We start from the raw sequence: 22,637 nt of genomic DNA, 5'->3' as shown, positions 1-22,637 counted from the left end.
CTGATTAGACGGATTATCACAGGTTTTAAAGAAGATAATCTCTCGCAGAGACGCGGAGACAGCAGAGCATTCAAGAAACCAATCTCTCTGTGTCTCTGTGAGAAAGCCTATTTGGTTAGCCGGATTGTTAATGAAGTGGGGGACCTTAAATGATCTGCGCTTTATCAGCAACATCCGCGATAATCCGCGTCTAATTTCTTACTCGCAATTCGAAGCTCGAAACCCGTGACTCGCGACTTCCTGCTTCCAAATACCACTGGACGGTGGCGCGGAGGGATGTTTCGAAATCGTGTGCGGGCTCCCAGCTCAGCTCGCGGCGGATCTTCTCCGTGTTCATGGCGTAGCGGAGGTCGTGACCGGGGCGGTCGGCGACAAATGTGATCTGCTCGGCGTAACTCTGTCCGTCGTCACGGGGCCGCAGCTCGTCGAGAAGTTCGCACAGCAACCGGACCAGCTCAATATTCTTCCATTCGTTCTCCGCACCGATGTTGTAGGTCTCGCCCGGGCGGCCTGCCTCCAGCACACAAGCGAGTGCCCGAGCGTGGTCTTCGACATAGAGCCAATCCCGCACATTCTCGCCCCGGCCATAGACGGGGATCGGTTCCCCCCGCAGGGCATTCAGAATCACCACCGGGATCAGCTTCTCGGGAAACTGGTAGGGGCCATAATTGTTCGAGCAATTGGTGACAATGACCGGCAGGCCATAAGTCGTATGCCAGGCCCGCGCCAAATGATCCGAGCCCGCCTTGGTCGCCGAGTAGGGGGAATGAGGATCGTAGGGAGTCGTTTCCGAGAAGGCCGCGTCGTCCATGCCGAGGGTGCCATACACTTCGTCGGTCGAGACATGCAAGAAGCGAAAGCCGGCTTGATCTGAGGGAACCAATCCATCGTAATATTCACGTGCTGCCTGCAACAAGACGTAGGTGCCGACCAGATTCGTTTGGATAAAAGCGGCCGGCCCATCAATCGACCGGTCCACATGCGACTCCGCCGCCAAGTGCATCACGCAAGTCGGCTGGTGTTCGGCAAAGGCCTGCTGCATCGCAGCCACGTCACAAATGTCGGCCTGCAGGAATTGGAACCGGGGGTTCTCTTCCAGATCGACCAGCGAAGCCCGATTGCCGGCATACGTCAGTTTATCCACCGCCAGCACCTGGTAGTTGGTGTGGTGAAGAATATGCCGGGCCAGATTGCTGCCAATAAAGCCGGCGGCACCTGTGATGAGGATGGTTGTAATAGAGGTTAGAGGTTAGAGGTTAGAGGCTGGGGAAATGGAACGCGGATGAACGCTGATTAAACGGATTTTCACAGATTTAAGAAACAGGTTTGTATTTGCAATGATCTGCGGCCATCCGCCAAATCCGCGTTTCTCCGCGTCTAATTTCTTACTCGCGCCTCGAAACTCAAAACCCACAACTTCCTAATTGGTTTTGGTGGTGAGATTGAAAACAGGCGCGAGGCGAGAGTTGTTAGACGCTGGTCAGAGGGAGCAGTGGGGAGGTCAAAACGGGTCAAATTTTTTTGGAGAGCCGTGATTTCGACTCTCGACTGCCTACCCTGATCGTGTCGGGAGATAACTGCTGTTTCAAAAAAGGCTTTAAAATAAGGCCAATAATCAAAAATGGGGCTTTTTTCATACCCCTGTCAAATCGTGTTGACATTTTTCTCTAATTCTTTGTCTAATGCGCCAAGATGCCTGCTAGCGGTGCTAGCCCTTGATCGGGAAATCAAGGAAGTCACGCGGGGTGAGTGACAGGTGTTGTGTTGGAGTCCCCTGGGACTCCGGCTGGGCCAGTGTTTGGCTCGGTTTTTGTCACAACATGTAACACTCAAGGAGACCTCGCCGTGAACATCCAGTCCCCCCCTGCCCATCCTTCGTATTCCCAGCCTAGTTCTAATGGGGATTCCTCTGCAGTAACCCCAGACGTCGTTTCCGGGGAACAATGCGTGCAGGAATTCCGTTGCCTGGAAGACTTCCAATGGAGATGGAATGAAGATCTGAAATGGACCCGAACTAATCGCCCGGATCACCTGCTGCCCATGCAGTACATGTACGTAGAACAACTCGAAATTTACTCCGACAAATTTAAGGAAGAAGCTCAAGGCGACGATCCTGCTTGTTCTACCGCCGAGCCACGGATTGAACTCGACCTAGCGATGGAAGCTATCGCACAACTCAGGGCTAGATTGGCTCGCAAAAAAAACCTCGCCAAATTCTTGGATCCTGTGGATCGACAGGCCAACGATCCAGCAAGAAATGGGCATCCCCCATCCGCAGCCAGCGCTGTTGATGTCGACGAAAACGCGCCCGAATCTGACGAGCAATTTCTGCCCACCGATGGCGATTCTGATCTTGAGCCCGACTCGCTGGGCCCTGCTCCTTCCCTACCAGATGACGAGCCACTTGCAGAAGCCTCCGCATCCGAGCAAGGGTGCAGAGCAGCTTCGCAATCCAGTTGCGACAGTAGTTTGGAGGATGATTTACCCCAGGAGCCGATACTAGAGAAATCTGTTGATCAAGTCGAGACATTCCCGCACAGAGTACCACAAAGTGGACCATTCCGAGACGATCTATCAGTCGCTGAAAATGTAAAATCAGTGGAAAAACCTAATGTACACAAGGATGCGATCAAATTTGAAGCGTCTTCCTCTCCAGAGATAAATCCACAAGTTCCTGGAATGACCGATGCGGGTGACCCTCCCAATTTCGCTGAGCAGGACCTGGATACTTCTGTTGACTCTGAACAAATTCTTACTGCTGATACGAATCAACCATTTGACCCTGAGCAAATCGCCGATGAGTATGTTGCTTCATTTCGGTCGGTTTTGGATCCTACAATCGCTGAAAAAACTAAAGAACTAGAGACTGAAATTAAAGCGCTAGTGGAGCGTGAGAATTATATCGAAAAATGTTCGGCAGTGACCTTACAGGAAGCAGTATTGCACATGGAGTGGAAACCCCCGGGCGTCATCGTCTCAGCTCTACCCGGTTCACTCCAAATAAGCCTACTTGAGATGAAGCAACTCGCCGAGGAGGTTTACGCAAATTCCCAGGGAAGTCTGGAACGTAGCCTTGGTATGACTGTCCTGCATCTAAGTTGGCTTGAAATTGTCGAAATGTACTACCTAAACCAAGCGATAAATTTGAATGATCTCACGAAAGAGCCTTCCAAACCTCAGCACAGGAAAAAACTCGATCGCTACCTGACAGTGGTTCACTCAAAACTTGCTGCTACCGGCATCTTGGCAAAAGTGCAAGAGCTTAGGGATAAACAAAAGACTGCCTTGCGGGCAATGGGCTACTAGATTCTGGTGAGCTCCCTGTTGCATTGTGGGAACACCTTAGATCAAAAGGGAGCCAATCTGTGGTCTGTGCTGCATCACCGGAGGATCAGAAACATGGAAAAACAAGATTTTGTTGACCAAATCGCTTGCTACACCGCAAAAACCAGGGGGAAACTGCACGCCCTCTATGATTGCATGTCGACGACGAGTGGCTCGATACAGATTAGCTATCGCCGGGTGCGCGGAACGACCTACGGCCCTTATATGAGTTATCGCTTCCGCGAGAATGGCAAGCAATGCTGTCTCTATATCGGAAGTTCTCGACCCGAGCAGATGCTTGCCCGGCAAATGATGCACGAAAAGTTCGCAGCCGATAAGGAGCGGCATGCTATGGACCATCTATTAATCCAGGCCCGTAAACAGGTGAAGGAGTCGAAAAAAAATCTGGAGCAAGAACTCGCCAAAGTCGGTCTCACCATGAAAGGCTGGGAAGTAAACGGATGGAGGAAAGTAGGCGCTAGGCGCTAGTAGTTAGGCGCTAGTCAGACGTGGGGAAATGGAACGCGGATGAACGCTGATTGGGCGGATTTTCGCAGATTTAAGAAACATTTTTGTATTTGAAAAGATCCGCGTTTCATCCGCAAAATCCGCGTTTCTCCGCGTCTAATTTCTTACTCGCGCCTCACCACTAACCACCAACCCAGTATTCTGACCAGCGCCTAGCGCCTAGTAACTAGCGCCTACTCACGCTTTCCACACCTGATCCGCTTTTGTCTCCACTCCGAACATTGCGTTGCGGGTGTCGACGATCAGCGGGGCCCAGTCGGCCAGTTGTTGGTAATCGATACACGCATGATTTGTACTAATCAACACCAGATCGAAACTCGCGAGGTTTTCCTCGCTCCAGGCGATGGACTGTTTGCCGGCCCATTGGGGGTGTTCGCGCGTCGGACGAATCTCGGGGACATACGGATCGTAGTACTCGACCTCGGCGCCCCGCTTGGTCAGCTCCTCCAGAAAAACAAAACTGGGGGATTCGCGTTCGTCGCCGACGTTTGGCTTGTACGCCAGGCCGACGACCAGGATGCGGCTGCGGCGGATCGATTTGTGGTGCTGGTTCAGGGCCTGGCCGAGGACCTCGATCACATGGCGGGGCATGTTGCGATTGATCTCGCCCGCCAGCTCAATGAAGCGGGTGCGATGGCCATATTCGCGGGCCTTCCAGCTAAGATAAAACGGATCGATGGGGATGCAGTGCCCCCCCAGGCCGGGGCCCGGGTAGAAGGCGTTGAAGCCAAACGGCTTCGTCTTGGCCGCGGCAATGACTTCCCAGATGTCGATATCCATCGCGCCGTAGATCACCTTCAACTCATTCACCAGGGCGATGTTCACGCTGCGGTAGATGTTCTCGAGCAGCTTCGTCGCCTCGGCCACGCGGCACGAATTGACGGGGACCACCTCATCCACGGCCGAGGAGTACAGTTCCACCGCCTTGGCCAGGCATTCGGGCGTAAATCCACCAACCACCTTGGGGATCGTGGCAACCTTGCTGGCGGGGTTCCCCGGGTCTTCCCGCTCGGGGGAGAAGGCCAGGTGAAAATCAACACCGGCCACCATGCCAGAGCCCGCTTCGAGGACTTCGCGCAGCTCGGTATCGGTCGTGCCGGGATAGGTCGTGGACTCCAGCACCACGAGCGTGCCCGGCTGCAGGTGGGGGGCGATCGCTGTCCCCGTCGCGAGAATGTAAGAAATGTCCGGCTCAAAGTTTTTGGAGAGCGGCGTGGGGACACAGATGATCACCGCCGATGCTTCGCGGATCCGCTCGAAATCGGTCGACGCGCTCAACCGTTCCGAGTCGACGCAGTCGGCGATGTCGGCCGCCGGGATGTGGCCAATGTAAGAGTTACCCGCCTGAATCGCGTCAACTTTCTTAGCGTCGATGTCAAGCCCCAGCACGCGATAGCCCGACTTGGCAAACTGCAGACAAAGCGGCAAACCCACATACCCCAGCCCGACAATAGCCGTACAAGCCAGCGGATCCAGCGCGTCGGCCCGCTTGGATTCCGCCAAGGACTTCTTAGCGAGTTGGGGCGATTTCAAGTTTTGGCCATTACTCATAATAGGTGTCCTGGAGGAAAAATAGAGGCTAGAGGTTTGAGGCTAGAGGTTAGGGGTTGCGGGCGGGAGAGTATTGGGACAGTAAGTTGCGAGTTACGAGGAAGAAATGGAACGCGGATGAACGCTGATTGGGCTGATTTTCACAGATTTAAGAAACAGGATTTGTATTTGAAATGATCCGCGGTCATCCGAAAAATCCGCGTTTCTCCGCGTCTAATTTCTTCCTAACCACTAACCACTAACCACTAACCACTAACCACTATTCTGATGCTTCTCCCGACAACGATCATTGAAAACCACCGTCACCGAGGGTTTGGTGATCGTGGCCGGTTCGCGCTGGCATGGCTCGACCAGGTCGGGATGGATCTCGACCGTGGCGCCGGCCCCCATGAGCGAAATGCCCAGCAGGAGTTTCGTTTTATTGTCGGCACTGAGGATCGTCCCCTCGGCATCCTTCATCGGCCCCGCGACCACGCGGACCCAGGCCCCTTTTACCAGACGCGGGTACAGCTCCACCGGGGTGCTTGCGTTCCGCAGTCCCAGTTCCAGCGAGGTGATATCCCGCAGGAACGTTGCTTGTTCGGCCGCATGAATTTCGACCAGCTTGACAATGCGGTTGGTCTTGAGGACTTCGAGCCGTTCGCGATCTTCGCCGGCGAAGAACAGATACGATTTAAACAGCGGATAGAGATTCTTCCGCCGCCGACCCCCCGACGAAGTCACGCGCAACACCATCGGCAGGAAGTAAGGGACCTCGCGCTGGCACAATTCCCAAGCGAGCGCTTTCTCCTGCCGCGGCTTGCAATAAGCCACGGTCCAGTCCCCCTCAACCTCCGCCAAGGAGGAAGTCGCGGACAAAGTCATCGGCGGATTGTCGGTAAGTTTTAAGATAGTTGCGAGTTGCGAGTTGTGAGTTGTGAGAGTGATAAAGGCGCGAGGCGCTAGTTGTTAGGCGCTAGTCAGAAGAAGTGGTTAGGAAGAATAAGCAATTTCCAATGACCAGCAACTAGCGCCTCGCGCCTCAAAACTCATAAATCATAATTCATACATCCCCTCGCCCCGCGCGGACTCCGTCCACGTCGGTGCACCGGAGGGCAAAAATGCGCAACCCCGGGACCGATTATTTTGCCCTAGTCACCAGTGAGCCAACACTTGCCCCGATCGATCGGGAAAGCAAGCGAAGCTCAAGGACGCTTCAGGGGGGAGTCTGTCGCGGCAAGAAGTCGAGCAATTAGCCAACTCCCTCCACAGCAGGGAGGGAGTCAACTTCCAGTGCCCTAGTACTCGTCCGACGACTCTCCTTTGAGGTTAGTCGGGGAACCCCTAACTAGCAAGCATTAAATGTCTTAGGCCGTCTCGCAGGGGGTCTAGTCGCTACCATCGATACGACCAGCACCGCGTTGAAAACCACTAGCCCAGAAGAGGTAAATCTGAAGTGCTGTCATGCATCAAAAGACACTCAAAACAATTGCAGCCCTGGCGAGACCCGTTTCGAGGGGGAGGCGACTTAGCGCAGGAAATCTGCAAAGTCAGAAAACCAGAAAGATAGCAAAGCCACAGAGAACACCGAGAGCACAGAGAATTCCTTGTTTTCTCTGCTCTGAGCTCTCTGTGAGCTCTGTGGCAATTTTTTAATTGGCTAAATTTTCGACTTTGCACCTCTCCTGGACTTAGCGCTGCATGCTTCCCCCTGAACCCCTTAATCGTTACAATCGATGCTTCCCCTGCATTGATGCAACCCGCTCGCAAGCTGCGAAAAGATTCAGGCATTTTGCCTCGAGCGTCTAAGACTTCGTTGCACGTTTCACTTATAATGCACACCACGGCCAGGGCCTCAGCAAGCGCTGATGTTCTTGCCTACGAATGCGCTCGTTGCCCTTTCATCGTAAATCAATTCCGCCACCGCGAGAATGTTCGCCCATGTCGTCGCTGATCGAATACGATTCGAATACCCAACTCGAACCCTCTGGCATGGCGCATGACCATGCCGCAGGAGCGGGGCAGACGAATCTATTGGAACTCGCCTGGCAAGCTCGGTGGCTGTTGCTGCTGACCGTGCTCACCGGATTGGGGGCCGCGTGGATTCTGCTGCAACGCGTCGAGCCGCGTTTCACAAGCGTCTCCCGCTTGTACATCGAGCGGAACATGCCGCGGATTCTGGAGCAGGAAGTCCAACTCGGCAACTCGGCCAGCTATCTCTACACTCAGGCGGAGTTGATTCGCTCGACCCCCGTGTTGGCTGCCGCTGCCGAACAAGGTGAGAACGCCAGCCTGGAAACCTTTCGGGATGTCGACAATCGGGTCGCTTTCCTCCGGAAGAATATCGATGTCCAGGTCGGCCAGAACGACGACATCATCAACGTCTCGGCTGAACTCGCGAACTCGGCCGACGCAGCCCAACTCGTGAATTCGGTCGTCGAGGCCTACATCAGCAAGTATGCCGAAGAACGGCGGACCGATACGGTCGAGGTGCTCACCATCCTCCGCAATGAAAAGCAGCGCCGCGATGCGGAGCTGGAAGCCCGCCGCCAGGAACTGATCGAATTTCGCCAGCAGAATGCCGCCCTGGCTGTGCAGGTGGGTGAAGAGAACGTCATCACGAAGCGGTTCTCGTCCCTGGCTCAGGAACTCGACCGGGTCGAGCTAGAACTGCTCGACGCCAAGGCCCGCTACAATCGCACCAAGAGCATGTACGAGACCCCCAGCCAGCGACCTTTCCTTTTAGAGCTGGCCAGCTCTCAGCAGCAGGTGGCTAACGAGATCCGTTCGGAATCCCAGCTCTCTCTGGATCTCGAAAACAAAATCCGTGACCTTGATTTGCAGATCGCCTCGCTCCAATCGACGTGGGGCGACGGCCATCCCCGCGTGAGAATCATGCTCGAATCGCGCGAGAAGCTGCAGGCGCGCCTCGACAAGCAGCAGGCCGACATTGAAAAGAACAAAGAAGCGATCGTCTCGGCTTATGTCGAAACGATGTCCCAGGAGTATCAGCTCCTCGAGCAGAAGCGGGCCGAATTGCAACGCAACTACGACTCCCAATTTAAGCTGGCCCTGCAGGTGAACTCCCAGGCGGCCAAGCTGGCCCTGCTCGAAGAATCCTTGGCGCGTACCGCCCGGTTGACCGACATCCTCGACGAACGCATCAAGGAAGTGAACCTGATCGAAGACGTCGGCGCGATGAACGTCAGTATCCTGGAAGTGGCTGGGCCGACGACTGTTCCCACGTATCCCAATCGCACGCGATTTCTGGGGGTGGGGGGGCTATTAGGCGGCTTGGTCGGCTTTGGGCTGGCCTGGCTGCGGAACTTGATGGATCATCGCCTGAAATCGATCGATGAAATCGCCCAAGTCTTGCAGCTCCCCGTGCTGGGGGCCTTACCCCTCTCCAGCGAGCGGGCTAACGATCGTAAAGGCCGCTCCGCGATTGGCACCGTGCTGCTGACGCATCCTCGTTCGACTGCTGCCGAAGCATTTCGCACCTTGCGGACCGCCATTCATTTTGGGCTCGCGCGGGATGATGCCAAGATCATTTGCGTGACTTCGCCTTCGCCAGGAGATGGCAAGTCGACCGTCGCCAGTAACATGGCGATCGCGATGGCCCAGGCCGATCAGCGCGTGCTGCTGATTGATGCTGATATGCGTAAACCCACCCAGCACACCATCTTTGAAGTCACCTGCGAGCAGGGATTGTCGACCGTACTGACCGAGCGCCGCCCCGTTCGGGAGCTGATCGTTTCCACGGAGGTGGTCAACCTGGACTTGTTGCCCTGCGGTGTATGTCCCGCGAATCCCGTGGAGCTACTCAACAATGGCTTCTTCAGCGAACTCTTGGATAAGCTTCGCTTGGACTACGACAAGATCGTCATCGATTCACCACCCGTGATGCCCGTGGCCGATGCCCGCGTGATTGCCGCTCAGACCGATGCCACGATCCTCGTCCTGCGGGCAGACCGCTCGACGCGGCGGATGAGCGTGGCTTCGCGTGATGAATTGTGGAAAGTCCACGCCCAGCGAATTGGGGTGGTCGTCAACGCCGTTCCCGCGCGTCAGCAATCCAGCTATTCCTCGGGCTATGGCTATGGTGGCTACGGTGCTTACGGGCACGCCGGGGGAAGCTACGGTGAGAGCGCCTACCAGTTGGACGCCTATCCTGCCAACGGTCGCCGCCAGAAAGGTCTCGCGATCTCTGCCAAAGCCGAGACTCCAAGTACCGACCCGGCCGAGACTTCTGAGATCTCCACCTAGTGGTTATGTCAAACCTGATAATGTGAGCGGCATGGCGCTAGCCACCGGTTATTCTAGGGAACCGGCGGCTAGCGCCGCGCCGCTCAATCCTAATACTCTATTGACTAACCATTCAGTGGCCTATGAGCACTTCCCAGCCTGCAGCGTGGAGCCAAACCCAGTTAGCCAGGCTCGAGGCCTTTCAAGTCGAACGGTGCGTGGATATCCACTGCCATTTGCTCCCCGGTCTGGATGATGGTCCCCCGACCCTCGAATCCTCAATGCAGCTGGCTCAAGCCTTGGTCGAGGATGGAATCACCACCGTTATGGCAACGCCTCACCAATTGGGGCGCTATGACCGGATGAACTCCGCCGAACTCATTCGAGCCGAAATTCAAGAGCTGTCGTCCGCACTCGCGTCGGCGGGGATTCCGCTCGAGATCCTCCCGGGGGGAGATGTGCGGATCGATGAGCGGCTCCCCCATTTGCTCGATGAAGGTGAGATCGGTACCCTCGCCGACAAGGGTCGCCATCTTCTCTTGGAGCTGCCACACGATTTCTTGATCGATCCTCTCCCCACGATCGAGTTGCTCGACGCACGAGGGATCCAGTCGATCATCACCCATCCGGAGCGCTACCGCTATCTGGCTGGTAAAGAACCAATGCTCCAATCCTGGGTGCAGGCGGGTGCCGTGATCCAGCTCACCGCCGGCAGTCTCTTGGGCGACTTTGGCAGGCGGGCCCACGCCCAGGCCTGGGCGATCGTCCAAGCCAATCTGGCCAGCCTGATCGCAACCGACGCCCATGACACCCAGCACAGGCCCCCCCGGCTCAGTGCGGCACTCGCTGCCTTGACCGAACAGTTGGGGTCAGAAACAGCCAGCCAACTCTGCCTGGCAAACCCCTTGCAGGTCTACCAGGGAACAACCATCGCATCCCCGCTGAGGAACGACTCATGAAGAACTTCCCTATTTCGATAGCAAGAATGATGCGACTGGTTTCGGGATCAACAGCAACATCACAGGCCTTGAATGAACAGAACAAAATAGAGGCGCCGACGCGGTTACAAACCACAACCAAAACTATTTTGAACATGAGGTAACGAAGCTAACAGAGAGAATGAAAGCAATGAAGAAAGAAACACTTATCTTCGCTAATCTTCACTAATCAGATTAGCGCTGATTAGCGAAGATTAGTGTTCCTATTTCACTCTTTTTCATTCCCTCTGTAGACTCCCTTTCCTTCCGTTCAAACAATCCCCTGTTCAAACCAATTCGCGGGTACCCCACAATGTCGAACATGTCACTAAACCGTACCTTAGTTCCCAGTCATTTGGCTCAGGGGGATCCCGATGAATAACCCCTCGGGCGTCCTCGTGGCGGACTGGCGCACCAGCGAAAGCACTTGGGATTGGGCCGTTCTCGTCCTGCTCACGGGGCTCCTCTTGTTCATGCCCCTCTCGCTGGGTGCAGTCGAGGCGTGGAGCGAACTGGTGGTCGTGCTCGTCGCGGCAGGGCTTTCGCTGTGCCTGATCCTGCGCAGCCTGCTGGACCGTCAGTTTCATGTCATCAAGTCCTGGGTCTACCTCACCTTGGCGGTAATCTTGGGACTGATCGTGTTTCAGTTGGTCCCCTTACCTGCGGGACTCGTGAGCACGATTGCTCCCCACACCATGGAGGTTCGCGCGCAGTTCTTAGGGGAATCTGGCTCGGCACCAGCCGGAGGGTTCGCCAAGCTTTCGCTCTACCCTTATCAGACGGCCCACGACCTGCGGATGGCACTGATCTTTGTGACTCTGTTTGTCACGGTCAGTTGCTCGTTCAAGACCTCGCAGCAAATCATTCGCTTTCTCAAAGTCCTGTTTGCCGTGGGCTGCATCGAGGCGGGACTCTCGCTGCTGCAAATCTTGACCATGTCCCACAAGATTCACTGGCTTTATGCCGAGCGCGCTACCGTCGTCACGTCGGGAAGTTTTATTAACTACAGCCATTTCTGTCAGTTTATCAATCTCGCCCTGGGGGCGGGACTGGCGCTCTTATTGGTGCGACTCAAAGAGGACAAACGCGAAGATCAATTCCACACCGTCGGCCTCGGTGGAATCCGCTGGGAGCGCTATCTGAGACTCCTGGGAGGACTCGTGCTGTGCGCGTTGGCGGTACTGATGTCGATGAGTCGCAATGGTGCGATCTCGCTGTTCGTCGCCACAGCGGTCATTGGAGGGCTCCTCTATTACCGCGGCGAACTGAGCACGCGCGGTTGGCTCCTGGGGATGGCACCTTGGTGTGTGCTGATCGTGCTGTTTTTCACCTCGTTCGACCTTGTCTACGATCGACTGGCGACACTCGAAGATGGCTCGAGCTTGGAGGGCCGACTCGAGATGACGTCGGGCACCTTGAGCGCCTGGCGAGATTTCCCCCTCTGGGGGAGTGGCCTGGGGACGTACGAATTTGTATTCCCCCTCTATGATCCTGCGGTGAGTCCCGTGGTGGCGGAACATGCCGACAACGATTGGGCCCAACTGCTCGAAGAGTTTGGGCTGGTCGGCGCTGCTGCAGTCGTCGCATTCTTGGCTTCGGTCCTGATAATCGCGAGGAAGCTTCTGTTCCGAGGTCGGACGATCCTGTCTGTCGCGGTCTTTGGGCTCTGCCTGGGGCTGATTGCCACCGCGATCCATAGTCTGAGTGATTTCGGACAGCACCTCCCCGCGGTCTTTGCCATGACGGCCGCGGTGAGCGGGCTAATCCTGGCGATCGCCAACTACGAGTCGAGCAAGCGCCGAGACCACAAGCGTAGGAGTTCCTCAGGGAAACACAGTCCTCTGCTGAACGTTGCCTGGGGGATTGCTCTAGGCATCGGCTGGGTCGCAGTCTGGGGGTGGGCGCTCAGCGGAGCTTATGCCGCCTACCGGGCTGAGGCCTGGACTAATATCTTTCTCGCCATGCAAAGTCGGATCCAGCAGGCAGAGGATCCAGTGAGCGATCAGGACTATGTCGATCTCTTGAACGCCGCCGAGCAAGCGGCACTGGCTGAGCCAGACAATGCCCTGCTGGCCTATCAGCTGAACCTGGTGCGCTGGCGTTCGATCAGCCGCACGCGCGACCCCGAGACGGGGCAACTGCTGCTGCATCCCGATGCCTTGCCGATCGTGGAGCAGATTGCCGATGAGCTTGCGAGGTCTCGTCGCTTGTGCCCCACCTTTGGGCCCCCCTATGCCTTGGAGGGGGAGCTCCGGCTGTTCGTACTCCAACAACCGGCAGGGGAACAGCTTATTCGGCAAGCTGCCGAGTTGGCTCCCTATGATGCACTGACATGTTTGACCGCCGGTCAAATGGCGGCCCAGCAAGGGGATACCGAAGAAGCAAGATCCTGGTTGGATCGGGCGGTGGCTTTGGATCCCAATCAATTCAGCCACGTGGCCAGTTTGTACCTCGAGGTTCTCAAGCGTCCCGAGTTGGCCGAAGCACTTGCCGGCGAGGATCACCGCAAGATATCTCAGTTGATCGCTCTCCTGAATGTTGAAGATGCCGATCCAGAGTACGCGCAATTGGCGGAGACTCTCCGAAGCCGCCGGCAAGCGAAGCTCCGTGCGCTGGCAGATTCCGGCGCAGCCTCGGCCAGCGAGTATATCCAGATGGCCACACTGGAAAATCAACAAGAAAACTACGCGGCGGCGATCCCTTATTTCAATCGTGCGCTGGCTTTGGATTACGGACAGGTCGGCTGGCGATTGGCACTGGCCCAAACCTTGGCCAAGGTGGGTCAGCATGAGGCAGCGATCCGCGAGGCCAAGATCTGCCTGCGGCTCAGGCCCGGGTATCCGGCCGCCACCAGATTGATCGAGGAAGTGAGCGTTCTGCCAATAAAATCCCCCTCGCCGGGGCCCGAATAGCCTTTTTGCAGCAGTTCGCAGGAGGCCCAAGCTTCACGACTTAGCTGCGTAACCTTATACCTAGTAAGCAGATCGGAGTCGTAGCCCCTAATGAGGCTCATAGTAAGTTTTTCCCCCTCAAAGATAGAACTTACTTGTATTGGGTACTTTGCTCTGGTAACTTAGAGCGTTGAGAGCCGTAGCTTGCCCTGATATAAGGCAAGCCATTTGGAAGCATTCTCCCAGATGAAAAATCGGCCGAGTTTTCCAACAGGACACCGACACCATGACTAGCAGCATACGGATACTGACAACCACTGCTTTCTTCCTTTGTTCTTTGATTGGATCGGCGACGGCTCAATTCGAACAAAGCGATCAGCTTGCGACGCCACAGCGCGGCTCGTTCAAGATTCGCGCTCGCTACTTCAATCCATTCATTACGAGTGGGACGAGCCGGCTGACGGTCAATCCATTTGGGTTGCCTGAAACCAATGGTTTGGCTTCTCGGTTTGGACAATCGATCTTGGACCAGGGTCCAAACTTAAGTTCCACCTCCACTTCGCCAGTCGCCGAGACGAGCTCCGCTGCAACACTTACCGTTTTGCCAAGCGAATTACCAGTAGCTTCGTCCTCTGGTCGTCCAGGTTATCGTCCCCCGGTGCGTAGCCCCTATCGACCACCGCCACGACCCGGCTTCTAGATCAAACACATTGTCGCGACTTCCGAAAAGCAAACCTGCGCTGGCTTTGCTTTCCTCGCTATTTCTGTGCTTTCCAACTTGGCCGAAACCAGTCGTGGTTTTCGAGTGACCAAGCAAAAATATGCCGTGGAGAATTCTTGTGATTCTCGACTTGATCCGTGCTTTTTTGATTGACCTTGATTCCCGGGGCGGGTACTCTGTCAGCTAGGCGGAAATTCTGTCAATGGGGTAATTCCTGTTGATTGGGTTTACGACTCCGCTGTTTTCTAAGTGGGTAAGTTTGACTTCTACGAATTCTTTTTGAATCACTATTTTGGAGGGGAGCTAATGTTAGGGATTAAATTTCGGTCGCTCTGGGGTTGGGGTTCGTTCTCCCACTCTTCGGCAATCAATTCTCTGGTCTGTGTTGCTACACTCTTTGTGGCTTCTGGCAACCTTCAAGCAGCAGACATCATTATCGATGGCGAAGGATTCGAGCCGCCAGCTTACAGCCTTGGCACCCTGGAAGGCCAAGCTGCTAAACTTCCCAATGATGCTCCATTTCCTGGCTTTCAGGCCTGGGATGCCTCGATCGGTACCACGAGCACTGCGGTAGTACAGTCAACGGTCGTGAACTCTGGTACCCAAGCTGTGAAGTTTGATCGCGCTGCCAATGAAGCTCCTGGTGGTGGTCGCTTTGGCGTTCCAGTCACTGCTTGGCCAGACAATGCTCGTTATATCTGCATTGAATGGGACATGTGGGTCGATGACGCCATGGGCCCGAACGGTTCATTTGGTCCCTTTTTTGGTGCTGAAGCTTACGATGATGCAGGAGTGGGTTCAACCAAGGGTCGCATGGGTAGTCTTGGAGTCGATGCCACGACTGGTGATGTACTCTACACTGCAGCAGGAACCGGTTTCTATACCGAGACAACCTCTACGGTTAGTTTTGGAGCATGGAATCACTTTCGCATCGATCTCGATTTCCAACTCCATGAATACAGTACCTTCTTGAACGGCTCTCCTTTGCTTATGGGAGGAGTAGGAGACTACTCGGAGCCTTTTGAAGAAGGTTCAATGCTCGATGATTTCAGTGATGCCCCTATTGCAGGGCTTGCTGCCGCTGGAGATCCTGACTCTCAAGGCTTGGTTGGTACCGCCTATTTCGACAACTACAAAGTCTTTCAAGTCGATGTCAAGGTTCCCGAGCCTGGTTCGCTTATGCTCGTAATGGCCGCTTTGGTCGCGATGCCCATGTCAAGGCGTCGTCGGTAACGAGTGCCCTGAAGGCTAGATAATCCAGAAAGACGCTGTTCGCTTGAAGTGAACAGCGTCTTTCTTCGTTTACGGCACCACGATGCTGCCGGAGGCCTGAGCATCCTGGCGATTGATGATTCTTGTAAAGAAGTTGAACTGCATGACCTGCGTGAAGTACCGTGTGATCGCCTCGTTGGGCATTTCTTGCAGAATCAAGACATCTTCCGCTTGCACGAGGATGTTCTCTCGGGGGTCACGCATCGCGTGATTCAGGTCGACTTGAATCGTGACTTGCCCACCCAAAGGTGTCTTTCGGACCACACTCAACAGGCTGGGGGAAGGATTTCCTATCCCCGAGCCGAGAACTGATCCGTTCAAATTGCTGGTATTTACACCACCATTGAGCAGCGGACCCCGCGTCCTGAGGACTGCTTCCACGGCGGTCAGATCGTAGTCCAGCGGCAAGACATGCTCACCCGAAACGATCAGACCTCCCGTATAGAAGAACTCAAGCTGGCGGTTGCGAACAATCACAATATCCCCGCTGTGAAGTACCACATCCTGAGGACGAAATGGCAAAGGTTCTCCGGCACGGATTCGCAACGGAATGCGGGTGATACTTCGCCCAGTGTTGCCATCCTGCAGATCAGCTTCGGTTGGGCACTGGCAGTAGGATGCCGTGGGATCTTCAGCAGCATCCCAATAGCCTCGTTGAATCACTATCTCTAGCGTAGACTCGATGTCTGGAAAGCCACCTGTCTTCGCCAATGCATTGAGCAAATCATTTTGACCGGCGGGCAATTCCAGGATCTGCCCCGTGGTTTGAGTTCCCCCCCCAATCGAGGCACTGCTCGTGCCCAGTCCAAGCGGCGAAGCACTCTGGATAGACACTTGCGGTCGACTTGAATCGTCGCGCATGACTAGTACCCGAACATAGCGGGGTCTAAACAGCGAAACGAGAATACGTTTGTCTTCGACCCGCAAGATATCCTTTTCGCGATAGGCCTCGACAACACGTTCCTCGGCCTCTTCGATTGTGATGCTATGCTCCAAGGCAGGCTTGGCAACCTTGATCGACCCCACGTAGGGGAGCGAGATCGTGCCGTCCTGACGGATCGGAAACGGATATCCAATCGAAGGAGGCTCTTCGGTGGAATCAGGGATATTTACCGGTGGCGGAGTTTCCTCACTTCCCAGAATGCCTTCAATGTAGATACCCAGGGTGTCACCCGGTTCTAAGAGATAGACCTTTGGCGGCGGTTGGCGAAGAGTAGTCAGCGGCAAGGACACAAAGCCTTCCTTCGATTCGGCTAGCAACTCGTCGGGAAGAATTCGTACGGGGACGCCGTTCGCAGTCGGATTGGTCAGGGCAGCACAGCCCGAGAACGCACTGCAGAAGAGCAGGCCAAGTATCAGCGTCAACTTAACCCTAACGTGACAACAGCTCTCACGAGTCGGTCTCGCTGGAGCACTCATGGCCCTGCTGCCGACATGTCTGAAGTCTTGATGAGTTGTAAGTTGATCCATTTGGTATGCCTTACCGAGCAAGTCGTCGCATGCAAGATTGATTCGATGGATAAGTGGTAATGAACATTTTGCGAACTCTCTCGTGCAATCTTCATTTCATAGCAGGGTAAACAGGTGGTGTGCTTCGGTGCTAACTGGGCCTAATCTTATCTATGAATTAGCGGATGAAGTGATCCTTTGATGGACCGGATTTGACCTTGCTCCTCGCTGGCAAGGGGGCCGCAGCCACTTTCCTTTCGCTAACCTTGCTACTGACAAACGATGAATCTTCTTTCCGACGATTCCCAAAGAGATCTTCCAATGACTCTGGTGGATCTGATTGCGGGTTTGACTCCTCGATTGGCTGTGGAGCCACGGGCTGCGGCGCTACTGGCTGCGGGACACTTGGCTGCGGATCACGTGACTGCTGCGCTGGAGGCTTCGATTTAGGAGCCTGCAATACTGGAGGAATTGGTGCCTGCGGATTCGGTGTCGCATCGAGCGCAGGTTGGGTGATCAGCGGGCCCTGGTTGGGAAGTTCTTCCGACTCGAAGTTCTCGTCCTCGGGTTCAAATTGGTAATCCCCTGGAGGCAACAGCTCCATAGCTTGGGAGTCAGAAGTTTCTAAATCATTAAGCTGATCTGGATAATAGTTGTCGTAGGAATCCGATTTTTGCAGTCCTAAGTTGAATAACGACGAGTCAATAACACCTTTTTCTCGATAGCCTTCTTCACGTGCAACGCGCGCCCCATAACGAAAACCTGCGAACCAGTCTGCAGCAGAAGGCTCTCCCGCTGGGATGCGATAAGCCAGGTTCCAATATTTTCGCGGGGGCACTGGGGGTGGCTCGCCATTGCCACCAAAATTGACATAATCGACGAAGCCATCTTTGAACCCAGCTTCGAAGTCACATGGCGATTGCGTCCCAGACGATGCACCCGAATGTCGCAGCCATGCTTCTTCCGCCCACTCGCGATACGCCTTGATGCTGCGCTTACGGTCTACCTTCCAGCCGTACTGGGCAGGCTCATGAAACATGGTCCTTCTAGCATTGAGACAGATATTGCAACCAGGCAGAAATACCACGAGCGATGCCAAAATTACCATTGTCATGCCACAAGAGATCACCCTCTGAGGAGCCATGCCTGGGTTCAAAACCGAGTCAAAAGCGATTGAGAGATCGATTGGCGATCTCTGAGAATCTTTTCGGTGGGTGATTGAAGTGGGTGGCATTATGAGGGGGCCGTGCTAGCGGAACAGTCTGGATCTAGGTTGTGTTTTTGAGAAACCCTGTGGTCTCACAAGAACGACGCACTTAAGCCCCCCCGGGCAGTGAAAAGCGCAAAGCCAGCAAAGGCTTTGAACTTTGTTCGTCAGCTTCAGTATCGGTCAGGGAAATTGCGACGGTTGAGCGGGATTTTCCGATTACGCGGATTTCACCGAAAATCTAGGGCCTTCCCATCTGTTAGCTTAAGTCGCTTCCGTCTTAAGCCTTTTCCCTGAAGGGACTTAGCGAAGATCGCCATTTCACATTCTTAGACCTGCCAGAAAATGCTGGCACAAATGTTTGATTCAGATTTAGTTACCCGTTAGACTGGGGAGGGTGTTCTAGGTACTTCTGGCAGACTGTCTCTGAGGGCTTTCTGCGCAGTGAATCACCTGCATTCATTTGATACAAACGCTTGCTGTTTATTGGTGCTCATTGTTTCCCAACACCTGGAGCAGAGAGATGTACAATCCTGGCAAATTGGTCTGTGGCTATCCAACGATTCGCAGGTTGGTTTTCACTGTCTTGCTAGCTGTTCTACTGCTCCCGACCTGCTTCTCGGCAGAGATTATCAATACCGGAGGTTTTGAAAGTTATTCGGTTGGAAATCTTGAAGGGCAATTTCAACCCGTCGCCACAACCACTCCCAGAGATTGGAAGCATGCCAGCAATGTGAGTGCAGGAACTGCGGTCGTTGGAAGCAATGTGGGGTTATCAAATTCCAAAGGCGTGCAAGTTGATCGAGGAGCCAATTCTGATGACCGCTGGGCAGTGCCAGTCGGTGGCCTAGGTTTTCCCAGCTATGGCAATATCTTGGTTGATTGGGACATGAAAGTGATGGGGACGGGTTCGAGCACGGCATTTGGACCATTCCTGGGCGTCGATACTTATGACGACACAGGCACTCCCCCTGGGGCTCCCAGAGTCCTAGGCTCACTCGGTGTCGATGCAACAACCGGTGATGTTTTATACCAGTTGCAAGGCAGTGGAATATTGGCAGAAACTGGTGCGTCGGTGACCTTTGGTCAATGGCACCATTTCCAGATTCGCCTCGATTTTGTGCTAGACAACTACAAGGTCTTCGTGGATGGGGTTCAGAAAGGAAGTCAAGGTTTCGTGGACGGGGTTTCCAGTATGTTTACCGATGCTGATATTGCTTCTTTTGCAGCGGCACCCGACGCCATCTCACAAGGCCAGACTGCAACGGCATTTTTTGACAACTTTGTTGTCCGAAACTATCGCCCCGGAGATTTTGACGATGATGGCGATGTGGATGGCCACGATTTCCTCGTCTGGCAAAGGGGTGGTTCGCCAAATCCACTGAGCGCAACCGATCTTAACCAGTGGCAGAGCAACTATGGCATTCCTCCTTTGGTGGCAAGCGCGGCCGCCGTACCTGAACCTGCAATCGGAGGATTGATATCGATGGCGCTACTTTGCCTGCTTGGTCAGAACCGCGGCAAGCGAACTCGCTGAGGCGCGCCCGCAATCATTGAATCGCCAGAGTGTTAGCCCTGCTCTTTCTTTGCAGACTTCTTGGAAGCAGCTTTTTTGGTTGTTGTTCTTTTTATTGCCGACTTCTTGGTCGTTGACTTCTTCTTCGCAGGAGCCTTCTTGGCAGTCGACTTCTTGGTTGCCGATTTCTTCTTGGCTGCTTTCTTCTTTTTTGGAGCAGGACCCAAGGCCGCCTTTTCGGCAAGTAGAGACAAGGCCTCGTCGAACGTGATCTCCTCGGGCATCATTCCCTTGCGCAGTGAGATGTTCGTTGTCCCGTCGGTTATGTAGGGTCCAAACCGCCCATCCAGAATCTGCACCTGTTTTTCTGTAACTGGCGACACCTCAAACACCTTCAAAGGCTCCTTTTTCGCGGCACCACGACCGCGCGTCTTCGGCTGCGAGAGCAAGAACAGAGCCTGCTCCATCGTCACATCCAGAGGAGAAATATCCGTCGGCAAAGATCGGGTTTCCGTTCCACACTTGATATACGGTCCGTATCGGCCATTATGAGCTATGATCGGTTCTTGATTATCAGGATGAGGTCCTACTTCGCGGGGCAGCGTTAACAATTTGAGTGCGGTTTCCAGGTCGATTTCTTCAGGGGTCATCCCTTTGAGTAGACTGGCATTTTGCGGTTTCTCTTCGTCATCGGTCGTGCCACGTTGCACGTAGGGTCCAAATCGACCGACCTTAATGAAGACTGGCTTCTGAGTTTCTGGGCAAAGACCCAAGGGCTCATCTCCGCGCTCTGCCTGATCCAATAATTCGAGAGCAACTGAGAGCGTCACTTCGTCGGGAGCCATATCCTCCTTGAGCGAGGCCGTGCGATCTCCTTGTTCGACAAATGGAGAATATCGACCCACGCGGACGAACACCTCGGGCATTCCTTCCGGCGTACCTATCGAGATGCGTCCGATCTTGGCCGGATCGATTTCGTCGATCTTGTGCTCAAGCAGCTTCTTGAGCCCTGGGCGTCCGTTGCCAAAATAGAAGTTCTCCAGGTACTCGATGTGCCCCCGCTCGCCACGACTGATCGCGTCGAGGTCATCTTCCATCTGGGCAGTGAATTGATAATCGACCAGCGAGCCGAGGTTTTCTTCCATCAGGGTCACCACCGAGAAGGCAACCCAGGTGGGCACCAGGGCATTCGCTTTCTTGAAAACATAACCTCGAGCCAGAATAGTATCGATAATCGAGGCGTAGGTACTCGGCCGACCGATTCCACGTTCTTCCAAGGCCTTGGTGAGCGCAGCTTCGCTGAAACGCCCTGGAGGCTGCGTGCTGTGTTCTTTGGATTCCAAGCCCGTGCAGCGTAGCATCTCGCCAACTTCTACGCTCGGAAGGGTTCGCTCTTGATCAGCTAACTCAGCCGTCGGATCATCGGTTCCTTCCACGTAGGCTCGAAGATAGCCTGGGAAATCGATCGTCTTCCCGCTCACCTGGAAGACACACCCTTCGCCCTCGATCGAAACCACAATACGGCGACCGCGCGCGTCAGCCATCTGACTGGCAATGGTACGTTTCCAGATCAATTCAAACAGCCTGAACTCATCGCTATTGAGCTTCGACTTCATCGCTTCGGGCAATTCAAAAGGATGCCCCGCCGGACGGATCGCTTCGTGAGCTTCCTGAGCGTTCTTAACTTTGGACTTGTATATCCGTGCTTCGGCGGGAAGAAACTCTTTGCCGTAATTGTGCTCAACCAACTCGCGGGCGTCGTCGACAGCCACATTCGCCAGTGTGGTCGAGTCGGTTCGCATGTAAGTAATGTGGCCATTTTCGTAAAGGCTCTGAGCGACTTGCATTGCCCGGCGTGCAGTGAAGCCAAGCTTCCGGTTGGCTTCCTGTTGTAGGGTACTGGTAGTAAACGGAGGATAAGGCTTGGTCGTGTAGGGCTTGTCTTCGACCGCAGTGACTTGGAATTCTCCGTTGCGAATGCGTTCGGAAAGCCGCTCCGCCGACTCACCATCGAGCAGCAATAACTCCGGATTCTTGAGTTTCCCCGTGGTGGAATCGAAATCCTTGCCGCTGGGTATCTTCCGCCCGTCAGACGAGACAAGTGGGGCCTCCATCGTTTGGCTTTTACTAGATTCGTTCTGCTTGGAAAAGGTTCCCAGCAAGTCCCACCAAGTGCCCGAAACGAAGGCCATTCGCTCTCGCTCACGCTGGACGATTAACCTTACCGCGACGCTCTGAACCCGTCCGGCAGATAATCTGGGTCGGACTTTTCGCCACAACAGTGGTGAGACTTCATATCCATAGAGCCGATCGAGGATGCGGCGAGTTTCCTGGGCACGCACCAACTGCTCGTCCACCTCTCGCGGACCGGATAGTGCCTCTTGAATTGCGTCTTTGGTGATTTCGTGGAAGACCAGCCGGTATACCGGCACCTTGGGTTTAAGGATTTCCATCAGATGCCAACTGATGGCCTCCCCTTCGCGGTCCTCGTCCGTCGCCAGGTAAAGGGCATTCGACAGTTTGAGCTGATCCTTGAGCAGCTTAATCTGCTTCGTCTTACCGGGGGGGATCACGTAGATTGGCGTGAAGTTGTCGTTGACGTTGACCCCGAGATTGGACCAGGGCTCTCCTTTATATTGGGCTGGAATCTGCTTTGCTCCCTGAGGCAGGTCGCGGATGTGCCCAATGCTGGCCTCCACGCGATAGCCACTACCCAAGTATTTGGCAATCGTCTTGGCTTTGGCTGGAGATTCTACGATCACCAGTGCTTGGCCTTTGGATTCGGAAGCTGCCTTTTTCTTCGCCATTTTGATCCTAATGTTTTTACTGGCCAGTTTGGCCAAAAAGCCGTCTAAAACGTACCGTCCCTGCCAAGTTACTCTAACTTCGCCGAATTCTAACCCAATTCGTGAGCGAAGACTTTCCAAACTGCCTCTTCCGGCCAACTTCTACAAGCCGTAAATTAAGGGCTTCCAGC

14 protein-coding genes are annotated in these 22,637 nt (G+C 54.6%); 8 read left to right on the top strand and 6 right to left on the bottom strand.

The genetic code is table 11. The annotated features are described in order from the left end of the window. Window positions 1-190: 190 nt before the first annotated feature. Window positions 191-1,237, bottom strand: coding sequence for a dTDP-glucose 4,6-dehydratase (gene rfbB, locus Pla144_RS14325; RefSeq protein WP_146451363.1), 1,047 nt, complete (start codon window positions 1,235-1,237; stop codon window positions 191-193). Between the two features lie 608 nt (window positions 1,238-1,845). On the opposite strand from rfbB, the gene Pla144_RS14320 reads away from it, so the two are divergent. Next, window positions 1,846-3,306 (top strand): hypothetical protein, encoded by a 1,461-nt coding sequence (locus Pla144_RS14320; RefSeq protein WP_146451362.1) that lies wholly within the window; start codon window positions 1,846-1,848, stop codon window positions 3,304-3,306. Between the two features lie 93 nt (window positions 3,307-3,399). Then, entirely contained in the window at window positions 3,400-3,813 is a 414-nt protein-coding gene (locus tag Pla144_RS14315) for a hypothetical protein (protein WP_146451361.1), read from the top strand. A gap of 216 nt (window positions 3,814-4,029) precedes the next feature. Here Pla144_RS14315 and Pla144_RS14310 read toward each other — a convergent pair whose 3' ends face one another. Together Pla144_RS14310 and Pla144_RS14305 are read right to left on the bottom strand one after the other, a co-directional pair. Next, window positions 4,030-5,403: a nucleotide sugar dehydrogenase gene (locus Pla144_RS14310; RefSeq protein ID WP_146451360.1), complete on the bottom strand. Its 1,374-nt coding sequence runs from the start codon at window positions 5,401-5,403 to the stop codon at window positions 4,030-4,032. 252 nt (window positions 5,404-5,655) lie between these two features. Beyond that, window positions 5,656-6,216, bottom strand: a complete 561-nt coding sequence (locus tag Pla144_RS14305; RefSeq protein WP_197530687.1) for a transcription termination/antitermination NusG family protein — start codon at window positions 6,214-6,216, stop codon at window positions 5,656-5,658. Between the two features lie 1,107 nt (window positions 6,217-7,323). Here Pla144_RS14305 and Pla144_RS14300 point away from each other — a divergent pair. The 5 genes from Pla144_RS14300 (at window position 7,324) to Pla144_RS14280 (ending at window position 15,449) form a co-directional block, all read left to right on the top strand. Beyond that, window positions 7,324-9,648, top strand: coding sequence for a polysaccharide biosynthesis tyrosine autokinase (locus tag Pla144_RS14300; protein ID WP_197530686.1), 2,325 nt, complete (start codon window positions 7,324-7,326; stop codon window positions 9,646-9,648). Between the two features lie 122 nt (window positions 9,649-9,770). Beyond that, the gene (locus tag Pla144_RS14295; RefSeq protein ID WP_146451357.1) at window positions 9,771-10,586 is read left to right on the top strand and encodes a tyrosine-protein phosphatase; all 816 of its coding nucleotides are present in this window, start codon (window positions 9,771-9,773) and stop codon (window positions 10,584-10,586) included. A 392-nt stretch (window positions 10,587-10,978) separates the two neighbouring features. Next, the gene (locus Pla144_RS14290) at window positions 10,979-13,516 is read left to right on the top strand and encodes an O-antigen ligase family protein (RefSeq protein ID WP_146451356.1); all 2,538 of its coding nucleotides are present in this window, start codon (window positions 10,979-10,981) and stop codon (window positions 13,514-13,516) included. A 265-nt stretch (window positions 13,517-13,781) separates the two neighbouring features. Beyond that, window positions 13,782-14,195 carry a hypothetical protein gene (locus Pla144_RS14285; protein WP_146451355.1) on the top strand — a complete coding sequence of 138 codons (414 nt, stop codon included), beginning with the start codon at window positions 13,782-13,784 and terminating at the stop codon, window positions 14,193-14,195. A gap of 327 nt (window positions 14,196-14,522) precedes the next feature. After that, window positions 14,523-15,449 (top strand): hypothetical protein, encoded by a 927-nt coding sequence (locus Pla144_RS14280; RefSeq protein WP_146451354.1) that lies wholly within the window; start codon window positions 14,523-14,525, stop codon window positions 15,447-15,449. A gap of 69 nt (window positions 15,450-15,518) precedes the next feature. Here Pla144_RS14280 and Pla144_RS14275 read toward each other — a convergent pair whose 3' ends face one another. Both Pla144_RS14275 and Pla144_RS14270 read right to left on the bottom strand, forming a co-directional pair. Continuing rightward, on the bottom strand, window positions 15,519-16,958 hold the full coding sequence (locus Pla144_RS14275) for a polysaccharide biosynthesis/export family protein (RefSeq protein ID WP_146451353.1): 1,440 nt from the start codon (window positions 16,956-16,958) through the stop codon (window positions 15,519-15,521). Between the two features lie 157 nt (window positions 16,959-17,115). Then, on the bottom strand, window positions 17,116-17,976 hold the full coding sequence (locus Pla144_RS14270) for a hypothetical protein (RefSeq protein ID WP_146451352.1): 861 nt from the start codon (window positions 17,974-17,976) through the stop codon (window positions 17,116-17,118). A gap of 691 nt (window positions 17,977-18,667) precedes the next feature. Here Pla144_RS14270 and Pla144_RS14265 point away from each other — a divergent pair. Beyond that, entirely contained in the window at window positions 18,668-19,681 is a 1,014-nt protein-coding gene (locus Pla144_RS14265) for a hypothetical protein (RefSeq protein ID WP_146451351.1), read from the top strand. 32 nt (window positions 19,682-19,713) lie between these two features. On the opposite strand, the gene topA is transcribed toward Pla144_RS14265, so the two are convergent. After that, entirely contained in the window at window positions 19,714-22,467 is a 2,754-nt protein-coding gene (topA, locus tag Pla144_RS14260; RefSeq protein ID WP_146451350.1) for a type I DNA topoisomerase, read from the bottom strand. Between the last annotated feature and the right edge of the window lie 170 nt (window positions 22,468-22,637).

The sequence above is a fragment of the Bythopirellula polymerisocia genome (assembly GCF_007860015.1).
In the GTDB taxonomy this organism is placed as follows: domain Bacteria; phylum Planctomycetota; class Planctomycetia; order Pirellulales; family Lacipirellulaceae; genus Bythopirellula; species Bythopirellula polymerisocia.
Note: the sequence above shows the minus strand (reverse complement) of the source record. Positions and strands in the feature narration are given on the sequence as shown.

Bases quoted from the DNA above. Each gene is read 5' to 3' on its own strand.
- Pla144_RS14315 (WP_146451361.1), top strand. From the start codon at position 3,400: ATGGAAAAACAAGATTTTGTTGACCAAATCGCTTGCTACACCGCAAAA.
- Pla144_RS14310 (WP_146451360.1), bottom strand. From the start codon at position 5,403: ATGAGTAATGGCCAAAACTTGAAATCGCCCCAACTCGCTAAGAAGTCC.
- Pla144_RS14300 (WP_197530686.1), top strand. From the start codon at position 7,324: ATGTCGTCGCTGATCGAATACGATTCGAATACCCAACTCGAACCCTCT.
- Pla144_RS14295 (WP_146451357.1), top strand. From the start codon at position 9,771: ATGAGCACTTCCCAGCCTGCAGCGTGGAGCCAAACCCAGTTAGCCAGG.
- Pla144_RS14290 (WP_146451356.1), top strand. From the start codon at position 10,979: ATGAATAACCCCTCGGGCGTCCTCGTGGCGGACTGGCGCACCAGCGAA.
- Pla144_RS14285 (WP_146451355.1), top strand. From the start codon at position 13,782: ATGACTAGCAGCATACGGATACTGACAACCACTGCTTTCTTCCTTTGT.
- Pla144_RS14280 (WP_146451354.1), top strand. From the start codon at position 14,523: ATGTTAGGGATTAAATTTCGGTCGCTCTGGGGTTGGGGTTCGTTCTCC.
- Pla144_RS14275 (WP_146451353.1), bottom strand. From the start codon at position 16,958: ATGGATCAACTTACAACTCATCAAGACTTCAGACATGTCGGCAGCAGG.
- Pla144_RS14270 (WP_146451352.1), bottom strand. From the start codon at position 17,976: ATGTTTCATGAGCCTGCCCAGTACGGCTGGAAGGTAGACCGTAAGCGC.
- Pla144_RS14265 (WP_146451351.1), top strand. From the start codon at position 18,668: ATGTACAATCCTGGCAAATTGGTCTGTGGCTATCCAACGATTCGCAGG.
- topA (WP_146451350.1), bottom strand. From the start codon at position 22,467: ATGGCGAAGAAAAAGGCAGCTTCCGAATCCAAAGGCCAAGCACTGGTG.